Origin of the sequence: Saccharothrix longispora (genome assembly GCF_031455225.1) — a bacterium.
In the GTDB taxonomy this organism is placed as follows: Bacteria; Actinomycetota; Actinomycetes; order Mycobacteriales; family Pseudonocardiaceae; genus Actinosynnema; species Actinosynnema longispora.
Genome location: NZ_JAVDSG010000001.1, coordinates 6,304,423 through 6,330,376 on the forward strand (window position 1 = coordinate 6,304,423; position 25,954 = coordinate 6,330,376).

Here is a 25,954-nt window from a genome sequence, read left to right on the forward strand (position 1 = left end):
CTCCGCGGCTAGTGCTGCCGCACCCACTGTGCCGTACCGCGCAGCCACGTGAGGGCCAAACCGACCGTGATGAGCAGCAGGGTCACCAGGTTCACCGCGGTCGCGCCGGGCAGCACGATCCACAGCACGTGCAGCGCGGCCACCACCGTCAGCACCCCCCGCGCCCACCGCCTGCCGCGCCGCAGCAGCAGGCCGCCGCCGACGTACCCGACGCCGAACAGCAGCGCCACGGCGGTCAGCTGCACGAAGATGCCGCCGACCAGCGCCGGGTCGTCGCCCGCGCGCGCCGCGGCCCGCTCGAACTCGTCGCGGCGCAGCCACAGCACCGCGTTCTCCAGCAGCAGGAAGGCGCCCAGCGCGAACCACACGGCGGTCGCCGCGCGCACGACCGGGGGTGGCGCGACCCGGGACGGTGGCCCGCTCACCCGGCGCGCTTGAGGGAGTCGAAGTAGGCCTTCGAGTTCGGCAGGTACAGCGTCACGATCGCCGCGCCCACGACCAGCACGATGAGCAGTCCGACCAGCGAGAACCCGATGAGGTGGTAGACGAAGACCACGGCGCCCAGGACGGTCAGCGCGACGCGGGCCCAGGTGCGGCCGGCGCGCAGCCGGAAGGCGAAGAAGGCCATGAGCAGGCCGAGCACGACGCCGACGCCCGTCACGAGCACCAGGGTCGCCTTGACCGCGGCCTGGAACTGCTCCTCGGTGAGGCCCTGCGTGCCACCGGGGCTGTTGCGGGCCGCCTCGACGGCGGCGTCCTGCTGGGTCAGCACCAGCAGCGAGGACAGCGCCAGGAGCACGGCGCCGGCGATCCACAGCCAGAACGACGTGCGGACCTCGCGCGGCTCGGCGGGCTCGGCGGGGCCCGCGGGCTCCCAGGCGGGCATCGGCCGGACCGGGTCGTTGTCGTCCTGAGGAGTCGTCACGTGGGAGAACGCTAGGGGCGGCCACGGCCCGCTGTCCACCGCGACAGGCGGTGGGCAGCGGACCCGTGACCTCGGCCGTCAGCTGGCCTTGAAGTAGTGGTTCGCGTCGGCCTTGTACATGAAGATGATGCCGCCGACGATCGCCGCGAGCTGCACCAGGTTCAGCAGCGCCTGGATCGCGCCCAGGAAGCCGACCGCGAACAGGATGCCGATCGCGAGCAGGCCGAGGAGGCCGAACAGCACCGCGAGGCCGCCGAGGACGGTCAGCAGGATGCGGGCCCAGTTGGCGCCCTTGCGCATCTGCATCACCACGACGATCCACAGCACGGCGATGACCAGGCTGAAGATGATGCTGCCGTAGCTCGGCGACGCGTCGCCGATGAGGGCCGGGTCCACGTTGAGGGACCTGGCGGTCTCCTCCGCGATCGCCTGGGCGGTGGCGAAGCCGATGAGGCTGCCGAGGATGCCCAGGCCGGCCGCGACCAGCCACAGCAGGTACGCGGTGTCGACGGACTTCGGGCGCGCCGGAGCCGCCATCTCGCCGTGGCTCAGCGGCGGCGCCGGCTGGTAGCCGCCCTGCTGGGGGTAGCCGCCTTGGGGCTGGCCACCCTGCGGGTAGCCACCCTGCTGCGGGTAGCCGCCCTGCTGGGGGTTGCCCTGGTTGTAGGGGTCGTTCGGAGTGGTCATGCGACGGACCGTAGGAGTGCGCGGGGCCCCAGTCGACCTGAAATCACAATCCGTTAGCTACCTGGGGTGGCTTTGCACTGACCGAGCGCACTGATCTGAAGTGCCCGGAAACTGATGGTGAGAACACCAGCACCACGGCGACCGCGTCGATGATCATCGTGACGACGCCGAAGACCAGGTCAACGGGGTTGACCGCCAGGCCGAACGCCGCCGCGACACCGGTCACCACGGCCAGCAGCCGCACGATCCCGAGGAACGCGCCGCCCGCCGCGAGCAGGGTCAGCACGACCCGCGCCCAGTTCCGGCCGGCCGCCACCTTGTTCGCCAGCAGGACGTACAACAGCAACACGCCGGCCACCAGCAGCAGGCCGAACACGATGCCGCCGGTCGCGGCCGCGTCCAGCTCGTCCTGCCCGAGACCGGGCTGGCGGGCGCGCAGCTCGCCGATCAGCATCTCCCGGTCGCCGAGCTGCACGACGAACCGCGCCATGCCGACGACGGCGGCGAGGATGAACAGCCACCGCGCCAGGTCGACGCGCTTCGGCGGGACGGGCTTGGCCGGCTTGGCGCGCTTGCCCGCCGGCGCACCGGGTCCGGTCGTGCGCGGTCCGGTCTTCCCCGGCTCGGTCATCCGCGGTCCAGCCAACCCGCGGCCTCGACCGCCCAGTAGGTGAGCACCACGTCCGCGCCCGCGCGGCGGATGGAGGTCAGCATCTCCAGCACGGTGCGCTCGCGGTCGATCCAGCCGTTGCGCGCCGCCGCCTCGACCATCGCGTACTCGCCGGAGATCTGGTACGCCGCGACCGGCACGTCCGAGACCTGCGCCACGGCGGCCAGCACGTCCAGGTACGGCAGCGCGGGCTTCACCATGACCATGTCGGCGCCCTCGGCGAGGTCGAGCGCGACCTCGCGCAGCGACTCGCGGACGTTCGCCGGGTCCTGCTGGTAGGTCTTGCGGTCGCCCTGGAGCTGCGACTCCACCGCGTCGCGGAACGGCCCGTACAGCGCGGAGGCGTACTTGGCGCTGTAGGCGAGGACACCGGTGTCGGTGTGCCCGGCCTCGTCCAGCGCGGCCCGGACGACCCCGATCTGGCCGTCCATCATGCCGCTGGGGCCGACCACGTGGGCTCCCGCCTCGGCCTGGGCCACGGCCATCTCGCCGTAGACCTCCAGCGTGGCGTCGTTGTCCACGGCGCCGTCCGGGGTGAGCAGGCCGCAGTGGCCGTGGTCGGTGAACTCGTCCAGGCAGCAGTCCGACATCAGCACGGTGCTGTCGCCCAGCTCCGAGCGCAGGTCGCGCAGGGCGGCGTTGAGGATGCCGTCCGGGTCGGTCGCGCCGGACCCGACCGCGTCGCGCTCCGCCGGGACGCCGAACAGCATGATGCCGCCGACGCCCGCCTCCACCGCCTCCACGGCCGCCTTCACCAGCGACTCGCGGGTGTGCTGGCGCACGCCGGGCATGCTGGCGATCTCGGCGGGCCGCTCCGCGCCCTCCTTGACGAACATCGGCAGCACGAGCTGGCGCGGCCGGACGGTCGTCTCGCTGACCAGGCGCCGCATGGCGGGCGTGGTGCGCAGCCTGCGGGGCCGGTGGGCTGGGAACACGGTGGCACTCCCTCGTCGGAAAACGCGTCGGGGCCACGCGAAGGTGGCCCCGACCGCACTGCTTCGAACTACCAGAGCTTCTTCAGGAACGGCGCAGTCGCTTGGTCTTGCGCGGGGGCGGCAGCGCCCCTTCCGCGCGCAGCCGCGCCGCGTGCTGGGCCAGCGCGTCCACCAGGGCGGGCACGTTGGCGTCCTCGGGCTGCACGTCGACCCGCAGGCCGAACTCGCGCGCCGTCTCCGCCGTCTGCGGCCCGATGCACGCCACCAGCGTGCGGGCGTGCGGCTTGCCCGCGATGCCGACCAGGTTCCGGACCGTGGACGACGAGGTGAAGCACACCGCGTCGAACCCGCCGGACTTGATCATCTCGCGGGTGTCCGCGGGCGGCGGGGCGGCCCGGACGGTCCGGTAGGCCGTCACGTCGTCGATCTCCCAGCCGCGCTCGCGCAAGCCGGCCGCCAGGGTCTCGGTGGCGATGTCGGCCCGCGGCAGCAGCACGCGGTCCACCGGGTCGAGGATGTCGTCGTACGGCGGGAAGTCGGCCAGCAGGCCCTCGGACGACTGCTCGCCGGACGGCACCAGCTCGGGGATGATGCCGAACGAGCGCACCTTCGCCGCCGTGGACTCGCCCACGCAGGCGATCTTGACGCCGGAGAACGCGCGGGCGTCCAGGCCGAACTCGCGGAACTTCTCCCACACGGCGCGCACGGCGTTGGTCGAGGTGAACACCACCCACTGGTAGCGGCCGTCGACCAGGCCCTTGACCGAGCGCTCCATCTGCGCCGGGCTGCGCGGCGGCTCCACCGAGATGGTGGGCACCTCCACCGGGATCGCGCCGTGCGAGTGCAGCCGGTCGCTCATCGCGCCCGCCTGCTCCTTCGTCCGCGGCACGAGCACGCGCCAGCCGTACAGCGCCCGCGACTCCCACCAGGACAGCTTCGGCCGGCCGGCCACGCCCGCGCCGACCGTGACGACCAGCGGGCCGCCCAGGTCGCCGGCGTCGGCGGCCAGCGAGGCCAGCGTGGTGTCGACGGTGCGCTGGCCGAAGCCGGTGCCGTCGGCGGTCACCGCGACCGGCGTCTGCGGCGCGAGGCCGTGCTCGACCAGCGAGGACGCCGCCTCGGCCAGGTGGCCGCCGGTGGCGTGCAGCACGAGCGTGCCGGGCGCGGCCGCGAGGCTCGCCCAGTCGGTCACGCCCCGGACGTCGGCCTCGGTGTGCACGGCGCCGAGCGCCACGCCCGCGTAGGCGGGCACGGCCGTGCCGCCGGGGACGCCGGGGACGACGTCGAACGCGATCGTGGTCTTGGAGACGGCCTGCGCCTCCTTGACCACCGAGTCCTGGGTCAGCGGGTCACCCGCCACCAGGCGCACCACGGCGTGGCCGTTCTTCGCCTCGGCGACCAGGTCCTTCGCCACGTCGGCGGGGTCGCCCACGGCGGGGCGGACCTCGACGCCGTCCGGTACCAGCGCCACCACCTCGCCCGGTACGTCCGGGTCGGTCACCACGAGCTCCGCCTTGGCGAGCAGGTCGCGGGCCCGAACCGTGAGCAGCCCGGTGTCGCCGGGGCCGGAGCCCACGAAGGCGACTCGGCCGGGGGTCTTGCGCGCGCGGGTCATCAGGGAACTCCCCATCAACTACGCCCCGCCGGCGACGCGGTGGCGTGGCCGGAGAGGTCGAGCAACTCGGCGGCCAGCGCGCGGCCGAGTTCCTCTGCTGCGGTCAAGTCACCGGTGGCAGACGCACGGAGGAGGTCGCCGTCCTCCGTCGCCATGACCCCGCGCAGGGACAGGCGGAGAACCTCTTCCCCTGCGTCGTCGAGGTCTTCCACCACATCGGCCAGTGCGCCGACCGGCGCGCTGCAACCCGCCTCCAGCGCGGCCAACAGGGCGCGCTCGGAGGCGACAGCGGCCCGACTGGCCGAGTCGTCCAGAGTGGACTGGAGGAGGTGTTCGGTGTCGACGTCGTCGACCCGGCACTCCACTGCGAGGGCGCCCTGCGCGGGCGCGGGGAGCATCTGGATGGGCTCCAGCGTCTCGGTGATCTCGGCCGTGCGGCCGAGTCGGGAGAGGCCCGCGCGGGCCAGCACGACGGCGTCCAGCTCGCCGTCGACGACCTTGCGGATGCGGCTGTCGACGTTGCCGCGGATCGCGACGACCTCGACGCCCAGGCCCAGCGCCTCCAGCTGCGCGGCGCGGCGCGGCGAGCCGGTGCCCACCCGCGCGCCCTGCGGCAGCTCACCCAGGGTCAGTCCGTCGCGGGCGACGAGCGCGTCGCGCGGGTCCTCGCGGGGCGGCACGGCGGCCAGCGACAGGCGCGGGTCGGGCGCCGTGGGCAGGTCCTTGTACGAGTGCACGGCGATGTCGACCTCACCGTCGGCGAGCGCGTCGCGCAGCGCCGAGGTGAACACGCCGATGCCGATCTCGGCGATGGGCGCGTGCGAGCGGTCACCGGGCGTCGAGACGGTGATGATCTCCACGTCGGCTCCCGCCGCGCGCAGCGCGTCGGCCACGTGGCCGGTCTGCGCGAGCGCGAGGGCGCTGCCGCGGGTGCCGATCCTCAGGGTGCGGTTCACCGCTTCTCACCTTTGGGTTGCGTCGAATGGGGTGTGCTGACGGCGGACGGCGCCTGCGGGTCGAGCCCGAACAGCTCGCGCAGCGCCTCGGCGTAACCGGCGCCCCCCGGTGCCGCGGCCAGCTCCTTCACCCGCACGGTGGGGGTGTGCAGGAGCTTGTCCACGACCCGGCGCACGGTCTTCGCCAGTTCGTCGCGCACCGCGCCGTCCAGCTCGGGCAGCCGCGAGTCCAGTCGCAGCAGCTCGGCGTCGACGACCTCGGCGGCGCGCTTGCGCAGTGCCGTCACGGTGGGCGTGACCCCGGCCGAGCGCTGCCCCGCCAGGTAGGCGCGGACCTCCTCGGCCACGATCTCCGCCGCGCGCAGCGCGTCCTGCCCGGTCGGGGCGTCGGACAGCCTGCGCTGGAGGGTCTCCAGGTCGACCACGCGGACGTTGTCGAGCAGCGTCGCGGCGGGGTCGACGTCCTTGGGCAGGCCGAGGTCGCAGACGACCAGCGGCTTGCCGGGTTCGCGGTCGCCGATCAGCTCGGCGCCCACGACCGTGTCGACGGAGCCGGTGCAGGCGAACAGCACGTCCGCGCCGGTGATCTCGTCGACCAGGTGGGCCAGGTCGGTGGAGCGGGCGGCCACGCCGTCCGCGCGCAGGGCGCCGGCCAGCCGCTCGCCGTTGGCGGCGGTGCGGTTGGCGATGGCGACCTCGCCGATGCCGGCGCGGCGCAGGTGCGCGGCGGCCAGGCCGCCCATCGAGCCGGCGCCCACGATGACGGCCTTGCGGCCGGTCAGGCTCCCGAGGACGCCCGCGGCCTCGCCGAGGGCCTCGGACACGACGGACGAGCCCGCGTGGTCGATGCCGGTGTCGGTGTGGATGCGCTTGCCGACCCGCAGGGCGTGCTGGACCAGCTCGTGCAGCGTGCGCCCGACCACGCCCGCCTCGTCGGCGGTGTTGTAGGAGCCGCGCAGCTGGCCCAGGATCTGGGCCTCGCCGACGACCATGGAGTCGAGGCCGCCCGCCACGGAGAACAGGTGCTCGACCGCGGCGGCGGCGTAGTGCACGTAGAGGTGGTCGAACAGGTCGCCGGGGTCGGCGCCCGCCTGCTCGGCGAGCACCTCGACGACCTCGTTCATGCCGCCGTGGAAGGTCTCGACGACCGCGTAGACCTCGACCCGGTTGCAGGTCGAGAGCAGCACGGCCTCGGACACGCTGGGCGACCGGAGGAGCCGGTCGAGGACCTTGGCGCGGTCCGCGTCGGCGACCGCGACGCGCTCCAGCACGGGGACGGGGGTGGTCCGGTGGGACAGACCGACGACGAGCACGCTCATGCGGCCACCACCGGCCGGCTCGCTACCCGCACGATCACGGGCGAATCACCACCCCGTCCACTCCCACGCCGTTGACCACGTCACCGGCGGCCTCGTCCGCCCGCCGCGCGACGTGGAACGACAGGATCTGCATCTCGACCGCCAGGTCGACCTTGCGCACCTCGACGTAGTCCGGGACCTGGAGCACGACGGGTGCGAAGTTCAGGATGCACTGAACACCCGCCGATACCAAACGGTCGCAGACGGCCTGAGCGGCCTGCGGCGGTGTCGCGATGACGCCGATCGACACCTCGCGCTCGGCGCAGACGGACGTGATGTCGTCGATGTGGTGGACGGGTATGCCGCCTACCGGCACTCCCGTGAGATCCGGGTCGATGTCGAACAGCGCGGCGACCGGGAAACCGCGGCTGGGAAAACCGCCGTAATTCGCGAGCGCGTGACCAAGATTACCGATCCCGACGACCGCAACGGAGTGCTTGCGGGTGAGGCCGAGGATGCGCTCGATGTGGCTCACGAGCACCTCGACGTCGTAGCCGACGCCGCGCGTGCCGTACGAGCCGATGTAGGAGAGGTCCTTGCGGAGCTTCGCCGAGTTCACCCCGGCCGCGCCCGCGAGTTCCTCGCTGGAGATGGTCGTCACCTGCTGCTCGACCATCCCGGACAGCACCCGGAGGTAGACCGCGAGCCGCGCGACCGCCGCCTCGGGGATGGCCCGGGCGCGTTCGCGGACCTCGGCGGTCGTCTCGGGAGCGGTCGCCTTCGGGCTGGTCACGACACCGTCACCCTGCCCCCGCCGATCCGCCACGCTGAGACTCCTCGACATCCGTCGCACCGACCCGCCGGGCACCGCCACCAGCGGGGTGATGCGACCACCGTACCGCTTGTGAACGCTTGCACAAAGTTGGCGGACGGGACCGCTGTCGTCTGCGTCACCCTCGCGGAGGACGTGTCACCCGACCGCCGGCACCCCCCTGCCGAAAACAGGTGAGCCGCGCCTCCCCGCGGATACGGGGGACGCGGCTCGCCTTCGGGTGAATTCCCGATGTCATTCCTACGGCCCGTCGGAAAATCCGCCGCGCGAAATGCGCGGTGCGGAATCCGACCGGGGTGGGGCGGTGGGAGCGGCCCGATCCGCCGGGCCGCTCCCACCTGGTCCGCTGCCGGTCAGGCGGCCGGCGGGGTCAGCACCTCGCCGATGACGAACACGGTGGCGTTCGCGGTCGGGATGTTGCCGCACAGCACCGGGGCGCCGTTGACGGTCATCGCGTCGCCGGTGCCGGCGATGGTGAGCTGCTTGCCCTGGAGCGAGTCGACGGAGCCCGCGGACTCCAGGCCCTTGGCGTCGTAGCGCTTGCCCACGACGTGGTACTTCAGGATGTCGCCCAGCACGGCCGGCTGGCCCGCCAGCTCCGCGAACTTCGCGTCCCCCAGCGCGGCGAACGCCGGGTCGGCCGGCGCGAAGACGGTGATCGCCTCCTGCGAGTTGAGGGTGTCGACCAGGCCCGCGGCCTGCACGGCCGCCACCAGCTTGGTGAGCAGCGGGTTGTTGGACGCGGCGGTGGCGACCGGGTCGGACACCATGCCCTGCAGCGAGCCCTTGTCCGCCGGGTCGCTGGGCACCTGCGCGCAGCCGGCGCCGAACACGTCCGTGGTCTGCGTGACGCCGTCGCCGCCCGAGGCCATCGGGGCGGACGAGCTGGGGGCCATCGTGGTGGTCGTCTCGGCGGCGGCGCTGCTGGTGCCGGAGGACGCGGTGTCGCCGCTGCCGCAGGCGGTGACCGACAGGGCGGCGGCGGCGATGGCACCGATCATGGCGAGCTTGGGGTTCCGCACAGCGGATCACTCCTCGTTTTTACCGGGTTCGGTAGTCACTAAGACGTTCGAACCACTCGCCGATCCGGTTCGACCGAATCACTCGATCGTGAAAAAAACCGAGTGCCAGCCGGTCGCGCCGTCGGGAACGGGGGCCACGCGCGCCTGCGGCTGCGTGACACCGTCCGCGTCCGTGGCGCGCACCTCGACCAGGTGACCGCCCGGCGGCAGGTCCAGCTCGGCCCGCCACATCCGCCAGGTCGAGCCGTTGACCTCCTCCGCCAGCTGCGCGGTCTGCCACGGCCCGCCGTCGGAGCGCAGCTCGACCTTGCCGACGCCCGTGGGCTGCGCCCAGGCCACGCCGGTGACCACGGCCCTGCCGGTGACCGTGGAGAGGCCCTTGGGGCTGTCGATGCGGGACATGACCTTGATCGGCCCCCGCTCGCCCCAGCCGCGCTCCAGCCAGTACGCCTTCCGGGCGGCGAACGTGGTCAGCTCCAGGTCGACGACCCACTTGGTGGCCGACACGTAGCCGTAGAGGCCGGGCACGACGAGGCGGGCCGGGAACCCGTGCTCCAGGGGCAGCGGCTCGCCGTTCATGGCGAGGGCGACGAGCGCGCCGCGGTCCTCCTCCATCACGACGTCGACCGGGCTGCCCGCGGTCCAGCCGTCGGCGCTGGTGGAGAGCAGCTGGTCGGCGCCGTCCCGCACGCCCGCCTCCCGCAGCACGTCGCGCAGCGGGACGCCGACGAAGTTCGCGGTGGACACGTACGGGCCGCCGACCTCGTTGGACACGCAGGTCATCGTGATCGTGCGCTCGACCAGGTCGCGGCGGCGCAGGTCGTCGTAGCGGAGGTTCAGCTCGCGGTCGACCATGCCGTGCACGCGCAGCACCCAGTCCTCGGCGCGCACGCGCGGGACGCTCAGGGCGGTGTCGACGCGGTAGAAGTCCCGGTTGGGGGTGATGAAGCTCGGCGTGCCCTCACCGGCGAAGTCGGCGGTGGCGGGGATCGGCGGGGCCGGCCGGGCGGGGGTGAGGTCGCCGACGGCGCGGCGCGACGCCTCCACGTCCACGCGGGTGGCCAGGAGCTGCCCGCCCGCGCCCGCGACGGCCGCGCCGACCGCCGTGGCGCCCGAGGCGATGAGGAACCGCCGCCTGCCCTCGGAGTCGACGCCGGCGCGGCGCGCGTCGGTGTCGGGCGCGTCGGCGTCGGGCGCGTCGGCGTCGGGCGCATCGGGTCCGGGTCCGGCGGAGGCGCGCAGGGCGCGGGCGTGCAGGGCGCGGAACACCGCGACGCCCACCACCAGGCTCGCGATCGGTGCCAGGACGCCCAGCTGCCCCAGGTCCGGCCGGTACACCACCGCCGCGACGCCGAGCAGGCCCAGCACGACCGCGAGCACCGTGCCGGGCAGCGGGGAGCGGCGCGACAGCAGGCCCGCCACCAGCGCCGCGACCAGCAGGACCAGCGCCATGCCGAGCAGCAGCACGAGCTTGTCGTACGTGCCGAACGTGCGGACGGCGAAGTCCTTGACCGGGCTCGGCGTGAAGTCGATCGCCGTGTTGCCGACCGCGAGGAACGGCGACGACGGCGGTCCCACCAGCGCCGCGACCAGGTGTCCGGCCGCCAGTGCGGCGGCCACTCCGAGCAGTCCGACGAGTGCGGCGGTCCAGCGCTTCATGGGAGGTATTCGACACCCGCGCCCGACCGGTTCACCGAAACCGTAAGGGGCCGGTAACCGGGCCCCACCCAGCTGGGTCGGTCCCGGGCGGGTCGGCGCGCGTTCAGGCGAGCGCCGCCCGCAGCCGGTCCTCCTCGACCGACCAGTACCCGTGCTCCTCGCCGTCGACCAGGATCACCGGCACCCGGTCGCCGTACTCGGCGCGCAGCTCGCGGTCGGCGTCGACGTCCCGGACGTCCCAGGGGACGCCCAGCTCACCGCAGATCCGCTCCAGGTCCGCCCTGGCCCGCTCGCAGGCGTGGCAGTCGACCCGGCTCATCAACGTGACGTGGTGGCTCACGCGTCCAGGCTAGAGCCCCGCCGGCGGCGGCCCCGTCAGGACAGGGGCAGCCGCAGCCGGGCCCGGGCCAGCTTCCCGGTCGGCGAGTGCGGCAGGGCGTCGGCGAACTCCACCACGGTCGGCACCTTGAACTTCGCCAGCCGCGCCGCGCAGTGCTCCCGCACCTCGTCCTCGGTCAGCCCGCTGCCCTCGACGCGCACCAGCACGACCTTCACCGACTCGCCGGTGCGCTCGTCGGGCACGCCGACCGCCGCCGCCTCGGCCACCCCGTCCAGCTCGCCCACCACCTGCTCGACCTCGTGCGGGTAGACGTTGAAGCCGTTGACGATGATCAGGTCGCCCGCCCGGTCCACCAGGTGCAGGTCGCCGTCCTCGTCGAGGTAGCCGACGTCACCGGTGCGGAACCAGCCGTCGGCGTCCGGGCCGTGCGCCCCGTCGGGCCAGTAGCCGCTGAACAGGTTGTCGCCCTTCGCGGCGACCAGGCCGGTGCCGGGCTCGTCCTCGTCCAGGTCGAGCGGGCGGCCGTCGGTGTCGACCAGCCGCACCTGCACGCCGGGCAGCGCGCGGCCGACCGAGCCGGGCTTGGGCGTCCCGCCGGCGAGGGTGCTGGTGAGCACCGGGCCGGTCTCGGTGAGGCCGTAGCCCTCGTAGACGGGCAGGCCGACGACCCCGCGCACGGCGTCGAGCACGCCGGGCGCGAGCGGTGCGGCGCCGGAGGTGAACAACCGGACGGTCGCGAGGTCCTCGCGGAGCCGCTCGGCGGGCTGGGCCAGGATCGCCGAGTACATCGGGGGGACGCCGACGAGCGTGGTCACCCGGTGCTCGCGGATGGCGGTGAGCGCCTGGTCGGGGTCGAACCGCTCCAGCAGCACGGCCGTCGCGCCCGCGCCCGCCACCTGGAACAGGCCGGGGCCGAGGCCGTAGACGTGGAACAGGGGCAGCGCGAGCAGCACCCGGTCGCCCGCGGTGACCGGGGCGGGCCGCAGGGCCGCGCACTGCTCGACGTTGGCCAGCAGCGCCCGGTGCGACAGCATCGCGCCGCGCGGCGAACCGGACGTGCCGGAGGTGTAGCCGAGGACGGCCAGGTCCTCGCCGGAGCCGATCGCGGCGAACTCCTCCGCGCGGGCCTCCCCGGTGGGCTCCGGGGTCGGCTCGGGCAGCACCTCGGCGTCGCTGCCGCCGCCGTCGCCGATCAGCAGCCGCGCGCCGCTGTCGGCCACGAGGCGCTGGAGCTCGCGGGCGGGCTGGCCCGGACCGGCGGGCACCACGACGCCGCCGGCGCGCAGCACGCCGAACACGGCGACGCAGAACGCGGGGCCGGTGGGCATCCGCACGACCACCCGGTCGCCGGGCTCGACACCCGCTCGGACCAACCGGTGCGCCTCGGCGTCCACGGCGGCGTCCAGCTCCGCCCAGGTGACGCTGTTCGCAGTCGTGACATCGACCAGTGCGACGTGCTTGGGTCCACGGTGCGCGGAGGCGCGAACCAGGTCGGCGACGTTGCGGGCGGAAGCGGCCAACTCGACCTCCTGGGGAACCACGGCGTACCTCAGCGCAGTCTGTCACGTGCGGACGGCGGCGCGCAGTGCCGCCACCCGCATCGCAGGCCGGACCCCGCCGACCGTTACCTACTACGGAGTAACAAGACGTATGCTGCCGGCACGGCGACGCTGTGGAGGTGCCGCGGGCCGATGACCGCACGGGCACGCGAGAACCCCGTCCGAACCAACCGGACGCTCCGCTCACGGTGGAGCGCGGGAGGGCAGTCCAGCACGATCGACAGCGTGGGGAGCAACGCGGCCGAGGAGCCGTGGGACCTCGTCCGTGCCGCGCAGGACGGCGACACGGGCGCGTTCGGCGCGCTCTACGACCGGTACGTGGACGTGGTGTACCGGTACGTGCTGTTCCGCGTGGGCGACCGGACGTTCGCCGAGGACGTGACCAGCGAGACCTTCCTGCGCGCCCTGCGCGGCATCCGCTCCATCAGCTACCAGGGCCGCGACGTGGGCGCCTGGTTCGTCACCATCGCCCGCAACATCGTCTTCGACCACGTGAAGTCCAGCCGCTACCGGCTGGAGGTGACCACGGCCGAGCTGACCGACAACCGCGAGGTCGCGGACGGGCCGGAGCAGGAGGTGCTGACCGGCGCGGCCAACGCCGAACTGCTCCGCTGCGTCGCCCAGCTGGGTGACGACCAGCGGGAATGCATCACCCTGCGCTTCATCCAGGGCTTGTCCGTCGCCGAGACGGCCGCGAGGATGGGCCGCAACGAGGGCGCCGTCAAGGCCCTGCAGCACCGCGCGGTGCGCCGGTTGGCCCAACTGCTGCCGAACTGGCTGCGATGATGACCACCGCACCGCACCGGCACGCGTAACCCGGGACCGCCCGGTTCGTTAGCCGTTGCAGGATCGCTCGGACGGTGCGGGATGGTGGGCAGAGGGATCACGCCGTTGTGGCGTCACAGGCAGCGCGAGCAGTTCGCCCGCGCCGTCGACGCGCACCTCGGGGACGAACGCCCCGGCGAGGCGCGGGACGAGGACGAGGCGTTCGCCGACGAGCTGGCCGTCGTGGCCCTGCTGCGGAAAGCCGCAGTCACCTCCGGGCCCGACGAGGAGACCAGGGCCAGGATGCGCGAGCGCGTCCTCGGCGCGAGCCCCCCGCCGCCCGCCCGGGTCGACGTCGTCCGCCCGCACCGCGCCGGTGCGCGCGGCCGCTTGGCGGTCGCACTGGTCGCCGCGCTGTGCCTCGTGTTCTCGCTCGCCGGGATGAGCCTCCTGCTGAGCCGCGACGCGCTGCCCGGTGACGCCCTCTACGGGGTGAAGCGGACCGCCGAGTCCGCCTCGCTCGGCCTGACCTTCGGCGAGGAGCCGAAGGGCCACAAGCGCCTGGAGTTCGCCGCCGCGCGCCTCGACGAGCTGGAGACGCTCGTCGACCGCTACCGCGAGTCCGGCGGCGGACCGCTCGGGGCGTACCTGACCGCGCTGGCCGACTTCGACGCCGACGCCGCGGCCGGTTCCCGCGTGCTGACCGCGCTCGGGGCGGACTCGGACCAGGGCGCGCTCGACGGGCTCCGCGACTGGGCCTCGACCCAGTCCGACCGGCTCGCCGGGCTGCTGGGGTCGCTGCCCGCCGGGGCCGCGCCGCGCGCCGACGAGTCCCGGGACCTGCTCGACCGGATCGCCGAGCGCGCGGTCGCGCTGCGCGCCCGCGCGGGGTGCACCGCGGTCGCGTCCGGCGAGGTCGACCAGGTGGGTCCGCTGCCCGCCCGGGACGACTGCGCCGCGTCGCCGGCCCCGGTGGGCACGACCGCGCCGACGACGGTCGCGCCCACCGCACCGCCCGGGTCCGCGGCGGTCGTCCCGCCCACCGCGCCCGACGGCGAGCCCGGCCGGACCGCACCGGAGCAGCCCGGCACCGCGACCCCCGCGCCGGGCGCCACGCCGACCGCGCCGCTGCCGCTGCCCCTCCCGCCGGTCACCACCACGCCCGGACCGCTGCTGCCGCTGCCCACCCTGACGCTCCCGTCGCTGCCGCTGCCCGGCCTGGGCGGCTGATCGCTACCCTGTGCCCATCGGACCGCGGGAGGCGCTGACGTGGTGATAAGGCGTGTGGTGGAGGGCTCGGCCGAGCGGGAGAGGCTCGCCGCGCTGGCCGGCGAGGCGTCGGCCGAGGCCGCGCTGGCCGACGTCGGCCCGTCCGGGAGCGCGTCCACCGACCTGACCGCCGCCGCCTTCTTCGACGTCGACAACACGATGATGATGGGCGCGTCGATCTTCCACTTCGCCCGCGGCCTGGCGGCCCGCAAGTACTTCAGGAACTCCGACCTCGCGGGCTTCGCCTGGCAGCAGCTCAAGTTCCGGGTCGGCGGCCGGGAGGACCCGCAGAGCGTGGCGGCGTCGCGCGAGCAGGCCCTGTCGTTCGTCGCGGGCCGGTCGGTCGCCGAGATCGTCTCGCTCGGCGAGGAGATCTACGACGAGCTGATGGCCGACCGGATCTGGACCGGCACGCAGGCGCTCGCCCAGATGCACCTGGACGCCGGCCAGCGCGTGTGGCTGGTCACCGCCACGCCGGTCGAGCTGGCCCAGATCATCGCCCGCCGGCTCGGCCTCACCGGCGCGCTCGGGACGGTGTCCGAGAGCTCCGACGGCGTCTACACGGGCCGGCTGGTCGGCGACCTCCTGCACGGCCGGGCCAAGGCGCACGCCGTGCGCGCCCTGGCCGCCAAGGAGGGCCTCGACCTGCGCCGCTGCACCGCCTACTCGGACTCGGTCAACGACGTGCCGATGCTGTCGGTGGTCGGCACCGCGGTGGCCGTGAACCCGGACTCGGGCCTGCGCGAGACCGCTCGCAAGCGGGGCTGGGAGATCCGCGACTTCCGCACCGGCCGCAAGGCGGCGAGGATCGGCGTGCCCTCCGTGCTGGGCGCGGGCGCGCTCGCCGGGGCCGTGGCGGCCACCATGGCCTACCGCCGCCGCCTGCGCTGAGCGGACCGCTCCCCGTCTGCGGTCCCTCCCGTCTGCGGTCCTCCCCTCGGCGGTCAGCCCAGGAACACGTTCCGGCGCTGCGCGAGCAGCCGGTAGAGGGTCTGCTGGATCGTCTCCCGGACCTGGTCGGTCAGGTTGAACACGAGCATCGGGTCGTCCGCCGCGTGCTCGCCGTGCACGTCGGTCCGGATCGGCTCGCCGAACTCGATGTACCACTTCGACGGCAGCGGGATCGCGCCCAGCGGCCCCAGCAGCGGGAAGAACGGCGTCACCGGGAAGTAGGGGAACCCGAACAGCCTGGCCAGCGCCTTGATGTCGCCGATCTTCGGGTAGATCTCCTCGGCGCCCACGATCGAGCAGGGGATGATCGGCACGCCGGTGTCCAGTGCCGCCGACACGAACCCGCCACGCCCGAACCGCTGGAGCTTGTAGCGGTCCTTGAACGGCTTGCCGATGCCCTTGAACCCCTCGGGCCACACGCCGACCAGCTCGCCGGAGGTCAGCAGCCGCTCGGCGTCCGGGTTGCAGGCGAGCGTCTGCCCGGACTTGCGGGCCAGCGCGCCCAGCACGGGCGTCTTGAACACCAGGTCCGCGCCGAGCATCCGCAGGTGCCGGTGCCCCGGGTGGTCGTTGCGCAGCGCGAACGCCGTCATCAGCGCGTCCAGCGGCAGCGTGCCGGAGTGGTTGGCGACGATCAGCGCGCCGCCCTCGGCCGGCACGTTGTGCAGGCCGATCGCCTCCACCCGGAACCACTTCTCGTACAGCGGCCTCAGCGGCGGCATCAGCACCGCGTCGGTCAGGTCGCGGTCGAAGCCGAACTCGTCGACCTCGTAGTCGCCCCGCACGCGGCGGCGCGCGAAGGCCAGCAGGTCCGCCAGCCGCCGCTCCCAGTCCGCCGGCCGCCGCTCCGGGGTCGGCAGCGGCGTCACCGTGCCGCCCGGTTCCGCGCCACCCGGTTCCCCGTCCGGTCGCCGGTCGGCCCGGTCCCCGCCGTGCAGGGGGATGACCCGTGCCTCCGCCACACCCGCCTCCTCTCCAGAACCGCTACCGGAACCTGGCGGCCACACCGAGCACACCGCGCTCGACGGACGCCACCAGTTCCGGGTCGATGACCGGCGACAACGCCCGGCCGCTCACGTAGTCGTCGAACGCCTGGCGGGTGGTCCACCTCGGCGTGAAGCCGAACTCGGTCTTCAGCAGCGTCGTGTCCACCACGCGGCCCCAGTTGAGGAACCGCATCTGGTCCGGCGAGAAGTCCACCAGCCGCGCGCCGCGGAACAGCCGCCCCACCGAGGGCACCGCCGGGCTCGGCACGCGCAGGTTCACCCGCCCGGCCCGCCTGATGGCCTGGGACAGCAGCAGCACGCCGTCGCCGCCCACGTTGTAGACGCCGGGCAGCTCGCGCAGGGTGGCGCGCTCCAGGACCGCCAGGGCGTCCTCGGAGTGCAGCAGCTGCACCCGCGCGTCGTAGCCCAGCACCGTCGGCACGACCGGCAGGGCGAAGTACCTGGTCAGCACGGTGTCGATGCGGGGACCGATGAAGTTCGTGAACCGCAGCGCCGTGACCGACACGTCCGGGCGGCGGCGCGCGAAGCTCCGCACGTAGCCCTCGACCTCGACCGCGTCCTTGGCGTACCCGCTGGAGGGCAGGTCCTTGGGACCCATGTCCTCGGTGAACACGGCCGGGTCGCGCGAGCTGGACCCGTACACCGCGCTGGTCGACTTCACGACGAGCTTGCGCACGTGCGGCGACTTCTGGCAGGCGGCCAGCAGCTGCATCGTGCCGATGACGTTCATCTCCTTCATCGCGGTGCGGCCGGTCGGCCCGGCCGGGTTCGCGGTCAGCGACGCGTGGACGACCGTGTCGACCTGCGCGGTGGCGATGACCTTCGCGATGAGCGGGTTGCGGATGTCGGCGCGCACGAACTCCGCGCGGCCCATGCGGCGCAGCACGTCGCGCGGCGGCGGCTCGGTGTCGACGCCGATCACGCGTTCGACCTCCGGGTTCGCCGCGAAGCGCGCGGCGAGGTGGCCGCCGAGGAAGCGGCTGCATCCGGTGACGAGGACGACCCTGGGCGCCATGCGACTCCATCTGCGGGGGGACTGGCGACGATGCTAGCCCCGTTCCGCGCGGCGCGAACGCCGGCGGGGCGGCGCCTTGACGCAGGTCACCGGAGCTTCCGCGCGATTCACCCGAACGGCGGGGTGACGCGAGGTGCCCGGAAACGGCGACACCGCCGGTCCCGCGGCACGTGGCCGGGGACTGGCGGTGTCCGAGAACCCGCTGGGGTTACTTGCCGCGCTTCCTGCGCTGCACCCGGGTCTTGCGAAGCAGCTTGCGGTGCTTCTTCTTCGACATGCGCTTGCGGCGCTTCTTGATGACCGAGCCCATGCGGGTCCCTCTTCTACTACTCGACGTCGGTTGTCTCCACGCGCCGGTGGAGACACCCGTCAAGTGGGCGCGCCGACACCAGGCACGAACGGCCTATGAGTTTACCCGGCGGCCTCCGCGGGCTCTCACCCGGCGTCGAAGTAGGCGTTGCGCAGGTACTCGTCGACCGCTTTTTCCGGAACTCTGAACGACTTGCCCACGCGCACCGCCGTGAGCTCTCCCGAGTGCACCAGGCGGTACACCGTCATCTTCGACACGCGCATCACTAGCGCGACCTCGGCGACCGTCAGGAACTTGACTTGGCCGAGCGACTTCTCCTCCGCAGGCATGGATCACCGCGTCCTTCGACACGCGTCGTGCCGTCGGCTTCCCCACCGACGGTTCGACACGCACGTGCTCCCCCGAGAGTAACGGGACTCGTGGGACTGGTGCGACGGCCAATGGCCGGATCAGTCCACCTCGTGGGCGCGCCCCAGCTCCACGGAGCGGTCCCGGGCGGCCTCCAGGGCGGCCAGCATGGCGGCGCGCACGCCGTGCCGCTCCAGCTCCCGGATGGCCATGATGGTGGTGCCGGCGGGCGACGTGACGGCCTCGCGCAGGATCGTCGGGTGCTGCCCGCCCTCGCTCAGCATGGTGGCCGCGCCGACCGCCGACTGGATGATCAGGCTGCTGGCGAGGTCGCGCGGGATGCCCAGCAGGATGCCCGCGTCGATCATGGCCTCGACCAGGTAGAAGAAGTACGCGGGACCCGAGCCGGACAGCGCGGTGACGGCGTCCTGCTGGCTCTCCGGGACGCGGGCGACCCGGCCCACGGTGCTCAGCAGCTCCTCGACGAGGTCGAGGTGCTCCCCGGTGGCGTACCGGCCCGCGGAGACCGCGCTCATGGCCTCGCCGACCACCATGGGTGTGTTGGGCATCACCCGGACCACCGGGGTGCTGTCGGGCAGGCGGCGCTCGAACAGGGTCGTCGGCAGACCCGCGCACAGCGACACGACCAGCGTGCCGGGCTTGAGGGCGGGCGCCAGCTCGTCCAGCAGCGGCTCGATGTCCTGCGGCTTGACCGCGACCACGAGCACGTCGGCCCGCTGCGCGGCGCCCGCCACGTCCAGGCCCTCGATCCCGTACTGCGCGGTGAGCGCGGCGGACCGGTCCGGGTGCTTCTCGGTGAACAGCAGCTCGTCGGCCTCGCGGCCACCCTGGAGCAGGCCGGAGAGCAGCGCCTCCCCGATCTTGCCGGCGCCCAGCACGGCGATGGTCGTCATGCCGCCTAGCCTGCCACGCGCCCGCAACCGCGGACCGGACCGCCGGCGGCCCGGCCCGTCGGGGCGTCGGGGTCAGCCCGCCGGGGTGAGGGCGAGCTGGCGCGCCTGGCACACCAGCCGCCCCGTCGAGTCCACCACCACGGCGTCCTCGTCGAACCACTGGCCGTGCACCGCGCTGCACGACACCCGCAGGCGCAGCCAGCCCGGGGCCGGTTCGGCGCGCAGCAGGGCCGTCAGCTGGACCGTCGGCGACCAGCCGAACCGGCCGAGGTTGAAGGTGACCGGCATCGAGATGTCACCCGCCAGCAGCGCGAAGTACGGGTCGGGGCGCTCGCCGTGCGGCTTGGCCCACAGGCGCAGCACCAGCGGGTCGCCGGTCCGGCCGTTGAGGAAGCCCGCGCCCTCCTGGTCCAACCGCACGTCGCACACGCCGCCGAGCTTGTAGACGCCGCCGGGCCCGAGGGAGGCCAGGTCGACGGCGTTCGCGGGTGGCGCGGCGGGCATGTCCGGCAGGTCGGTGTACCCGGGTCGCTCGGCGGGCAGCCGGCCGACCGTCACCGACGCCTCGACGCACCCGCGCCCGCGCTGCTCCAGCACCGCCGTCACCACGGTCGCGGTGCGCCCGGCCTTGCGCACGTCGGTCCTGATCAGCACCGGCCCCACCTCGGGGGCGCGCAGGAACTGGGCGCTCACCGCCAGCGGCGCGAGGCCCTCCGCGGCGGGCACGGCGACACCGGCCGCGTGCACCGCCGCACGGGCCACCAGGGCGAGCAGGAACCCGCCGTGCGGCTTGGGCCCCACGGTCCACGCGGCGGGCAGGGCGGCGGTGAACGTGCCGTCGCCGAGCGGGCGGACGGCACTGGCTACCGAGAACGGCACGGGGCTCCTCACGAACGGCCGAGCAGCGGGCGCAGGAAGGACGCGGCACCGGCCGGGCGCTCGGCCAGCCGCCGCGCCAGGTGGCCGTGCCACTGCCGGCCGAAGGGCACGTGGACGCGCACGACGTGCCCCTCGGCCGCGAGGCGGGCCTGCTCCGCGGGGCGGACGCCGTACGGCATCTGGTGCTCGAAGTCCTCGCGCGCCCGGCCGTACCACCTGGACCGCTCGCCGACGATCTCCACCAGCCGCGGGTCGTGGGTCGCGAACACCGGGTGACCGGCGCCCGCGAGCAGGGCGTTGGCGCAGCGCACGTAGTTCAGGTCGACCTCGTGCGGGTCGGTGAACGCCACCGACGCCGGCGCGGCGCGGGTGCCCTTGCGGAGCCGGACGCGGGTGTCGGCGAGCGCGCGGCAGTCGTCGTGGGTGCGCCGCAGGGACGCCTGGAGCGCCACGCCCGTCGACGGCCAGGTGCGGCGCAGCTCGGCGAGCAGGCCCAGCACCGGGGCGGTGGCGGTGTGGTCCTCCACGTCGAGGGTGACCGAGGTGCCGGCCCGCTCGGCGGCGGCGCACACGCGGGAGGCGTTGTCCAGGGCCAGGGCCCCGTCCAGGGCCTGCCCGACGGCGGACGGCGTCAGGTCGACCTCGACGTCCCCGGCCAGGCCCACGTCGTGCAGCTGGTCGAGCAGGTCGAGGTGGAGCAGCACGGCCCGCTCGGCGGCGTCGCGGTCGGCGGCGGGTTCGCCCAGGTGGACGAGGGCGACCCGCAGGCCCCGGTCGACCAGCTCACCGGTCGCGTCGAGCGCGTCGGAGGTGGTCTCGCCCGCCACGAAGCGGCGCACCAGGTCCCGGCTCACCGGCGCGGTCGCGACCACGCGGCGGACCGCGTCGCCGTCCGCGGCGGCCAGGATCGACGTGCGCAACGGGTTCACGATCAAGACCCTAGCCGCAGCACCCGGCGCCGCGGTCTCACAGGTGGAGCCGGGCGAACAGCAGTGACTCGGCGAGCATCTCGACGCGCTCGGCCGGGGTCTTCGCGCGCCGGGTGTTGACCTCCAGCACGACCTGCCCGGTGAAGCCGGTGCGGCGCAGGCGCCCGAGCAGCTCGACGCACGGCTGCGTGCCGCGGCCGGGCACCAGGTGCTCGTCCTTGGGCAGCCCCGAGCCGTCCGCCAGGTGCACGTGGGTCAGGTTGTCGCCCATGCGCTTGGCCAGCTCCATGGCGTCCACGTGCGCGGCGGAGGCGTGCGACAGGTCCAGGGTGTAGTTGCGGTGGCCCACGTCGGTGGGGTCGATCGACGGGCGGAACGCCGTGACCTGCACCGAGCGGCCGCGACCGAGGGCGCGGCGGACCGGGAACATGTTCTCCACGGCGATGGCGACGCCCGAGGCGTCCTCCTCCTCCGCCACCAGGTCGGCGAAGCCCTCGGCGTAGCGCCGCTGCCACAGGAACGGCGGGTGCAGCACGACGGTCCGCGCGCCCAGGTCGGCGGCGGCGCGCACGCTGCGCCGCAGGCGCTCCACCGGGTCGGGCGACCACACGCGCTGGCTGATGAGCAGGCACGGCGCGTGCACGGCCAGCACGGGCACGCCCGTGCGCTCGGACAGCCGCCGGAGCGCGCCGACGTCCTGGCTGACCGGGTCGGCCCACACCATGACCTCGACGCCGTCGTAGCCCAGCTCGGCGGCGGCCTCGAAGGCGGCACCCGCCGGCTGCGGCCACACCGCCGCCGTGGACAGCCCGACCGGGATCAAGACTTCACCAGCAGCATCGCCGCCGGTGAGACCGTCACGATCAGGCCGACCAGCACGGCGAGCACGGTGGTCTGGAGGTCGTCCGCGCGGCGGATCTTGCGCACCATCATCACGAGACCGATGGTGACAGCCAGCGCCACGACCAGCGCGGCGGGCGCGAGGGTCCGCCACAGGTAGTTGAATCCCAGCCACAGGGCGGCGCCGCCGACCACGCCGACCGCGAGCTGCCCGATCATGAGCAGCCACTCCTTGCCGGCCGACCGGTCGCCCTCGGGGAGGTCGTCGTCCTCGTCGACGTCGACGTCCGCGAGCCCGGCGGGTTCCTCGTCGTCCTCGAACCGGCGACCGCGGGCCGGGGGCGGCGGGTAGTCGTCGCCGTCCTCCTCGTCGAGGTCGACGTACGGGTGGAACGCCGTGCTCTCCTGCTCGCGCGGGCCGCGGGGTCCGCGCGGGCCGCGGGGGTCGTCCTCGTCGTCGCCGAACCAGTCCTCGGCGCTCTGGTCGGGCAGCGGTTCCGGCAGCCTGGGCGGCGCGGGCGGCACGATCAGCACCGACTCCGTCGGCAGCGACTCCAGCGGCACGTTCGGCGTGAGCTTGTCCGTGATGCGCGGCATCACCTCGGTCACCGGCTCGCGCGGCGGCGCGGGAGGTCCCGGGACGGGCGCCGGCGGCTTGACGACCGGCGGTGTGGCCAGGGGCGGCTTGGCCATCGGCGCGGGCCGCGCGGGCGGCGGGACCGGCGGTGGCACGGGCAGCGGCAGTGGCCGGGACGGCTCGCCCGCGTAGTCGTCGACGATCGGCGGGACGACGCGCGTCTCCTCGGCCGGGTCCACCTCGGGCGCCCGCCGCCGGCCGGGCTCGGCCTTCTTCGGCGCGGGCGGCTCCAGGCGCGCGCGATCCGGGCGCGCGAGATCCGGGCGCACGAGATCCGGGCGCGGCGGGTCCAACCGGGGTGCGGGCGGCTCGGCGCGCGGCACGACCGGCGGCTGGTAGGCCGTGCGCTCCGGCTCGGGCTCCGCCGCGCGCTGCCGCTGCGGCAGCGGTGGTGGTGGCGCGGCGGCGGCCGGGGGCGCGGCGGCGGCCGGCGACGTGGGCTCGTCCCTGATCGGCAGCAGTCGGCCGCTGTCCGAGTTGACCCGGTCGATGATCGCCTGGGGGGCGGTGTCGGTCGGGTCCTCGGCACGGCGGCGGCGACGACGCGGCTGCGCGTCACCGGAACCCCCGCCGTACTGGGCGAGCAGCTCCGCGACCGTGCGCTGGGTCTGCTCCGACTCGCTCTCTCGACTCATCAACTCCACCGTGCCCCGTGGCGGCCAGTCCGTCCAGTGTCGCCCGTCCGGCGCGGGCGGTCCTCCGGGGTGTCCTGGTCCAGGCCGTTAATGTGGTCCAGCCGACGCAGGATGACCCCTTCGCGCAGCGCCCAGGGGCAGATCTCCAGCTCGGTGAGTGACAGGGCTCGCATCGTGGCCTCCGCCACCAGCGCCCCCGCCACGAGCTGGTGCGCCCTGCTCGGGCTCACGCCCTCCAGCTCGGCCAGGTCGGTCGCGGACATCCGGGAGATGAACGCGAGCAACTGCCGCAACCCGGCGTCGGTCAGCACCCGCCGTGCGCGCGGACCGGCAGATGATGGCGCGGCGCCGGTCAACCGCGCCAGCGTCCGGAAGGTCTTTGACGTCGCAACCACCCGATCGGGTGGTCCGACCCGCTTCAGCCTCTTCGCCACCGGGGCCAGCTGCTCGGCCAGCCACTCGGCGGTCTCGCGCACCTCGGCGCGCGACGGCGGGTCGCCGCGGAACCGCGTCCGGGTCAGCCTGCCAGCGCCCAGCGGCACCGAGCACGCCTCCTCGGGCGCCTCGTCGACGCCGACCGCGAGCTCCAGCGAGCCGCCGCCGATGTCCAGGCACAGCAGCCGGCCCGCGGACCACCCGTACCAGCGGCGCACCGCGAGGAACGTGTAGCGCGCCTCGTCCTCGCCCGAGAGGACCCGGAGGTCCACGCCGGTCTCGGTGCGCACGCGCTCCAGCACCTCGGCCGAGTTCCCGGCCTCGCGCACCGCGGAGGTGGCGAACGCCATCAGGTCCTCGCAGCCGAAACCGGTCGCGGTGGCCTTGGCGGCGGCCACCGCGCGCACCAGTTGGTCGGCGCCCTCGCGCGTGAGCGTGCCGGAGCCGTCCAGCTGCTCCGCGAGGCGCAGCACGGACTTCTCCGAACTCATCGGCTGCGGGTGGGCACCCCGATGAGCGTCCACCACCAAGAGGTGGACGGTGTTGGACCCGACATCAAGCACCCCGAGGCGCACGCGGTGCACCGTACCCGGTCGGGGTGGTCAGGACTCGAACTTGTATCCCAGTCCGCGCACGGTGACGAGGTGACGGGGCGCGCCGGGGTCGGGCTCGATCTTCGACCGCAGCCGTTTGACGTGCACGTCCAGGGTTTTGGTGTCGCCGACGTAGTCCGCGCCCCAGACCCGGTCGATGAGTTGGCCGCGGGTCAACACCCGACCCACGTTGCGCAGCAGGTACTCCAGGAGGTCGAACTCCTTGAGCGGCAGGCCGACCTCGGCGCCGTCGACGGTCACCACGTGCCGCTCGACGTCCATCCGCACCGGTCCCGCCTCCAGGACCTGCGGAAGCAGCTCCTCGGACTCGCCGCCGCGGCGCAGCACCGCGCGGATGCGGGCGATCAGCTCGCGCGCCGAGTACGGCTTGGTGACGTAGTCGTCCGCGCCCAGCTCCAGGCCGACGACCTTGTCGATCTCGCTGTCCCGCGCCGTGACCATGATCACCGGCACGGTGCTGCGCGCGCGCAACTGCTTGCACACGTCGGTGCCGCTCATGCCGGGCAGCATGAGGTCCAGCAGCACGATGTCGGCCCCGTTGCGGTCGAACTCCTCCAGCGCCTCCTGGCCGGTGGCCGCGAGCGCCGCGGTGAAGCCCTCCTTGCGCAGCAGGAAGGCGAGCGGATCGGCGAAGGACTCCTCGTCCTCCACGATGAGCACCCTGGTCACAGCTCTCCTCCGTCGTTGCCGCCCGCGCCGCTGGGGACGGGGGTGGCCAGCGCCCGGCCGTCGAGGTCCCCCGCGGCCAGGTCCTTCGTTGGCGCGTCCCGGTCCGGGTGGGCCGGGACGCGCAGGGTGAACGTGGAACCGGTGCCGGGCAGGCTCCACAGCTTCACCTCGCCGCCGTGGTTGTTGGCGACGTGCTTGACGATCGCGAGGCCCAGCCCGGTGCCGCCGGTGGCCCGCGAACGGGCCTTGTCGACCCGGTAGAAGCGCTCGAACACCCGCGTCTGCTGGTCCTCGGCGATGCCGATGCCGCGATCCGTCACGGCGATCTCGACGAACCCGTCGACGAGCCTGCGGCTCACCGACACCGGGCTGCCGGGCGGCGAGTAGGCCACCGCGTTCTCCAGCAGGTTGCTCAGCGCGGTCACCAGCAGCGTCCGGTCGCCCTCGACCTCCAGACCGCTGGGCTCGTCGGTGGTGACCTCGATGTCCGCGGACTCGGCGGACATCTTGGAGCGGCTCATCGCCTCGTCGATCACCACGTCGACCTCGACCCGGCCGAGCTCCGGCAGCCTCTCCGCGCCCTGGAGGCGCGACAGCGCGATCAGCTCGGTGACCAGGGTCCCCAGGCGGGTGGCCTCCTGCATCATCTTGGCGCTGAACCGGCGGACGTGCTCCTGGTCGTCGGCGGCGTCGAGCACCGCCTCGGCCAGCAGCGCCAATGCGCCCACCGGGGTCTTCAGCTCGTGGCTGACGTTCGCCACGAAGTCCCTGCGGGTCGCCTCCAGGCGCACGGCCTCCGACTCGTCGGAGGCGACGACCACGACGAACTGCTCGGTCAGCACCCTGGCCTCGGCGTGCACGGCGGTCGGCTGGCGGCCCTTGATGACCTCCAGGGACGACAGGTCCACGCCGACCACCCCGCCGTTCTCGCGGCTCATGGCGGCGGCGCGTCTGGCCCGGTCGTCCACCCGGTTGTTCCGCACCACGCCCAGCTCCTCGGCCCGGGCGTTGTGCAGCACGACGTCCCCGAAGCCGTTGAGGACGACGATGCCGTCGTGGGACGTGCGGACGACCATGGCCATCAGGTCGGCGACGGTGAGGCCCTTGGGGCGGCTCGCCCGCTGCCGGGCGGTGGCCCGGCCGGCGACGAACGCCGCACCGCCGATCAGCAGAGCGCCGATCAGCAGGACGAGGTAACCCGTTGCGGTCACGAGCGCATCGTAAGCAGGTCAGGGTGGG

At 73.9% G+C, this 25,954-nt stretch carries 28 protein-coding genes; 3 read left to right on the forward strand and 25 right to left on the reverse strand.

The genetic code is table 11. From position 1 onward, the window contains the following. Positions 1–8: 8 nt before the first annotated feature. The 13 genes from J2S66_RS26745 to J2S66_RS26805 form a co-directional block, all read right to left on the reverse strand. The gene (locus tag J2S66_RS26745; RefSeq protein ID WP_310310041.1) at positions 9–425 is read right to left on the reverse strand and encodes a hypothetical protein; all 417 of its coding nucleotides are present in this window, start codon (positions 423–425) and stop codon (positions 9–11) included. After that, complete coding sequence (locus J2S66_RS26750; protein ID WP_310310042.1) at positions 422–925, reverse strand: hypothetical protein; 504 nt, start codon at positions 923–925, stop codon at positions 422–424. Before J2S66_RS26750 ends, J2S66_RS26745 begins: the two co-directional genes overlap by 4 nt. Positions 926–1,003: 78 nt before the next feature. Further along, positions 1,004–1,612, reverse strand: coding sequence for a hypothetical protein (locus J2S66_RS26755; protein ID WP_310310043.1), 609 nt, complete (start codon positions 1,610–1,612; stop codon positions 1,004–1,006). A 43-nt stretch (positions 1,613–1,655) separates the two neighbouring features. Then, positions 1,656–2,243, reverse strand: coding sequence for a hypothetical protein (locus tag J2S66_RS26760; RefSeq protein ID WP_310310044.1), 588 nt, complete (start codon positions 2,241–2,243; stop codon positions 1,656–1,658). Next, positions 2,240–3,217: a porphobilinogen synthase gene (hemB, locus tag J2S66_RS26765; RefSeq protein WP_310310045.1), complete on the reverse strand. Its 978-nt coding sequence runs from the start codon at positions 3,215–3,217 to the stop codon at positions 2,240–2,242. Before hemB ends, J2S66_RS26760 begins: the two co-directional genes overlap by 4 nt. Positions 3,218–3,299: 82 nt before the next feature. Beyond that, positions 3,300–4,832 carry a bifunctional uroporphyrinogen-III C-methyltransferase/uroporphyrinogen-III synthase gene (locus tag J2S66_RS26770; RefSeq protein WP_306743775.1) on the reverse strand — a complete coding sequence of 511 codons (1,533 nt, stop codon included), beginning with the start codon at positions 4,830–4,832 and terminating at the stop codon, positions 3,300–3,302. A gap of 14 nt (positions 4,833–4,846) precedes the next feature. Continuing rightward, a complete protein-coding gene (gene hemC, locus J2S66_RS26775; RefSeq protein ID WP_310310046.1) occupies positions 4,847–5,788 on the reverse strand; it encodes a hydroxymethylbilane synthase in 942 nt (313 codons plus the stop codon). After that, positions 5,785–7,107 carry a glutamyl-tRNA reductase gene (locus J2S66_RS26780; RefSeq protein WP_310310047.1) on the reverse strand — a complete coding sequence of 441 codons (1,323 nt, stop codon included), beginning with the start codon at positions 7,105–7,107 and terminating at the stop codon, positions 5,785–5,787. The genes hemC and J2S66_RS26780 overlap by 4 nt, the downstream gene beginning before the upstream one ends. A 34-nt stretch (positions 7,108–7,141) precedes the next feature. Continuing rightward, positions 7,142–7,912 carry a redox-sensing transcriptional repressor Rex gene (locus tag J2S66_RS26785; protein ID WP_310310048.1) on the reverse strand — a complete coding sequence of 257 codons (771 nt, stop codon included), beginning with the start codon at positions 7,910–7,912 and terminating at the stop codon, positions 7,142–7,144. A gap of 359 nt (positions 7,913–8,271) precedes the next feature. After that, positions 8,272–8,940 (reverse strand): fasciclin domain-containing protein, encoded by a 669-nt coding sequence (locus J2S66_RS26790; protein WP_310310049.1) that lies wholly within the window; start codon positions 8,938–8,940, stop codon positions 8,272–8,274. Positions 8,941–9,018: 78 nt separating this feature from the next. Next, a complete protein-coding gene (locus tag J2S66_RS26795; RefSeq protein WP_310310050.1) occupies positions 9,019–10,599 on the reverse strand; it encodes a molybdopterin-dependent oxidoreductase in 1,581 nt (526 codons plus the stop codon). 103 nt (positions 10,600–10,702) lie between these two features. Continuing rightward, a complete protein-coding gene (locus tag J2S66_RS26800) occupies positions 10,703–10,939 on the reverse strand; it encodes a glutaredoxin family protein (protein ID WP_310310051.1) in 237 nt (78 codons plus the stop codon). A gap of 35 nt (positions 10,940–10,974) precedes the next feature. After that, a complete protein-coding gene (locus J2S66_RS26805) occupies positions 10,975–12,480 on the reverse strand; it encodes an AMP-binding protein (RefSeq protein WP_310310052.1) in 1,506 nt (501 codons plus the stop codon). Positions 12,481–12,630: 150 nt separating this feature from the next. Here J2S66_RS26805 and J2S66_RS26810 point away from each other — a divergent pair, with 150 nt between their 5' ends. From J2S66_RS26810 to J2S66_RS26820, 3 genes are all read left to right on the forward strand, one after another. Continuing rightward, positions 12,631–13,284, forward strand: coding sequence for a sigma-70 family RNA polymerase sigma factor (locus tag J2S66_RS26810; protein WP_310310053.1), 654 nt, complete (start codon positions 12,631–12,633; stop codon positions 13,282–13,284). Between the two features lie 84 nt (positions 13,285–13,368). After that, the gene (locus J2S66_RS26815; RefSeq protein ID WP_310310054.1) at positions 13,369–14,493 is read left to right on the forward strand and encodes a DUF5667 domain-containing protein; all 1,125 of its coding nucleotides are present in this window, start codon (positions 13,369–13,371) and stop codon (positions 14,491–14,493) included. 39 nt (positions 14,494–14,532) lie between these two features. Then, complete coding sequence (locus J2S66_RS26820; RefSeq protein WP_306743785.1) at positions 14,533–15,423, forward strand: HAD family hydrolase; 891 nt, start codon at positions 14,533–14,535, stop codon at positions 15,421–15,423. A 53-nt stretch (positions 15,424–15,476) separates the two neighbouring features. Here J2S66_RS26820 and J2S66_RS26825 read toward each other — a convergent pair whose 3' ends face one another. The 12 genes from J2S66_RS26825 to J2S66_RS26880 form a co-directional block, all read right to left on the reverse strand. Beyond that, positions 15,477–16,445 carry a lysophospholipid acyltransferase family protein gene (locus J2S66_RS26825; RefSeq protein ID WP_310310055.1) on the reverse strand — a complete coding sequence of 323 codons (969 nt, stop codon included), beginning with the start codon at positions 16,443–16,445 and terminating at the stop codon, positions 15,477–15,479. A gap of 22 nt (positions 16,446–16,467) precedes the next feature. After that, positions 16,468–17,505, reverse strand: coding sequence for an NAD-dependent epimerase/dehydratase family protein (locus J2S66_RS26830; protein WP_310310056.1), 1,038 nt, complete (start codon positions 17,503–17,505; stop codon positions 16,468–16,470). A gap of 208 nt (positions 17,506–17,713) precedes the next feature. Continuing rightward, positions 17,714–17,815 (reverse strand): 30S ribosomal protein bS22, encoded by a 102-nt coding sequence (locus J2S66_RS26835; RefSeq protein ID WP_015105422.1) that lies wholly within the window; start codon positions 17,813–17,815, stop codon positions 17,714–17,716. 125 nt (positions 17,816–17,940) lie between these two features. Further along, a complete protein-coding gene (locus tag J2S66_RS26840; protein ID WP_033428478.1) occupies positions 17,941–18,144 on the reverse strand; it encodes a helix-turn-helix domain-containing protein in 204 nt (67 codons plus the stop codon). Between the two features lie 120 nt (positions 18,145–18,264). Next, a complete protein-coding gene (proC, locus tag J2S66_RS26845) occupies positions 18,265–19,077 on the reverse strand; it encodes a pyrroline-5-carboxylate reductase (RefSeq protein WP_306743788.1) in 813 nt (270 codons plus the stop codon). A 72-nt stretch (positions 19,078–19,149) separates the two neighbouring features. After that, entirely contained in the window at positions 19,150–19,956 is an 807-nt protein-coding gene (locus tag J2S66_RS26850; protein WP_310310057.1) for a thioesterase family protein, read from the reverse strand. Positions 19,957–19,964: 8 nt separating this feature from the next. Further along, positions 19,965–20,885: a proline dehydrogenase family protein gene (locus J2S66_RS26855; protein WP_310310058.1), complete on the reverse strand. Its 921-nt coding sequence runs from the start codon at positions 20,883–20,885 to the stop codon at positions 19,965–19,967. 37 nt (positions 20,886–20,922) lie between these two features. After that, the gene (locus J2S66_RS26860; RefSeq protein WP_310310059.1) at positions 20,923–21,708 is read right to left on the reverse strand and encodes a sugar phosphate isomerase/epimerase family protein; all 786 of its coding nucleotides are present in this window, start codon (positions 21,706–21,708) and stop codon (positions 20,923–20,925) included. Continuing rightward, entirely contained in the window at positions 21,705–22,997 is a 1,293-nt protein-coding gene (locus J2S66_RS26865; protein ID WP_310310060.1) for an Rv0497 family membrane protein, read from the reverse strand. The genes J2S66_RS26860 and J2S66_RS26865 overlap by 4 nt, the downstream gene beginning before the upstream one ends. Further along, on the reverse strand, positions 22,997–24,007 hold the full coding sequence (locus J2S66_RS26870) for a Ppx/GppA family phosphatase (RefSeq protein ID WP_310310061.1): 1,011 nt from the start codon (positions 24,005–24,007) through the stop codon (positions 22,997–22,999). Before J2S66_RS26870 ends, J2S66_RS26865 begins: the two co-directional genes overlap by 1 nt. A 27-nt stretch (positions 24,008–24,034) precedes the next feature. Next, the gene (locus J2S66_RS26875) at positions 24,035–24,715 is read right to left on the reverse strand and encodes a response regulator (RefSeq protein WP_310310062.1); all 681 of its coding nucleotides are present in this window, start codon (positions 24,713–24,715) and stop codon (positions 24,035–24,037) included. Continuing rightward, on the reverse strand, positions 24,712–25,926 hold the full coding sequence (locus J2S66_RS26880) for a sensor histidine kinase (RefSeq protein WP_310310063.1): 1,215 nt from the start codon (positions 25,924–25,926) through the stop codon (positions 24,712–24,714). The genes J2S66_RS26875 and J2S66_RS26880 overlap by 4 nt, the downstream gene beginning before the upstream one ends. Between the last annotated feature and the right edge of the window lie 28 nt (positions 25,927–25,954).